Annotated in this window: 1 protein-coding gene; it reads left to right on the top strand. The window is 71.6% G+C overall.

The features are described 5' to 3' along the window. Nucleotides 1-98 precede the first annotated feature (98 nt). On the top strand, nucleotides 99-707 hold a 609-nt coding region (gene cpaB / locus G3O00_RS43030), incomplete at its 3' end, for a Flp pilus assembly protein CpaB (protein WP_206146636.1).

The following is a 707-nucleotide window of genomic DNA, read 5'->3' as shown; positions in this document are numbered from 1 at the left end:
CCGTACGGCGTTGCGCTCGCGCTCGGCGGCACGCTGGCCGTCTGGGCGTCGTTTCCACACACGGTTTCGCTTACCTAGCCGGGGGGACGCACGCCGCCATGCCCAAACCGCTGAGACTGGCTGTGCTCGTCGTTGCCGCCGGCATCGGTGCGTTCATCCTGCGCGAACTGTACGTCGCCGCATCGACGCCGTCGGTGGCCACCGAAACGGATCAGGCGCGCGTGCGGGTCGCTGCCGCCGATCTGCCGGAAGGGCTGCTGCTGCGCGACAACGATCTGGCATGGAAGCGCATGCCGCGCGCACAGGTGCCGGCTGGCGCATTCGTCGAGTCGCAGCCGGGCGCGGACCTGAAGGGCGCGCTGCTGCGCAACCACGTCGGTGCGGGCGCACCGATTCGCGTCGAGAACGTGATACCGGCGGGCGCGCCGGATTTTCTTGCGGCCGCGCTGCAGCCGGGCATGCGCGCGATCTCGGTGCCGGTCGACGACGTGTCGGGCAACGCGGGGCTGATCCAGCCGGGCGACTTCGTCGACGTGTTGCTGACGCAGCAGATCGGCGGCTCGGCGACGTCGCCCGGCACGTTCGAAGCCGAGACGGTGGTGCGGCGCGCGCGCGTGCTGGCGGTCGGTTCCGAATTCCAGCGCGCGAAGGCGCCCGCGAGCGCACCGGATGCGCCGGCGCGCGCACGCACGGTCACGCTCGAGGTA

Origin of the sequence: Burkholderia sp. Ac-20384, from assembly GCF_017104605.1 — a bacterium.
GTDB lineage: Bacteria > Pseudomonadota > Gammaproteobacteria > Burkholderiales > Burkholderiaceae > Burkholderia > Burkholderia lata.
This window is presented reverse-complemented; position numbering and strand designations above follow the sequence as displayed.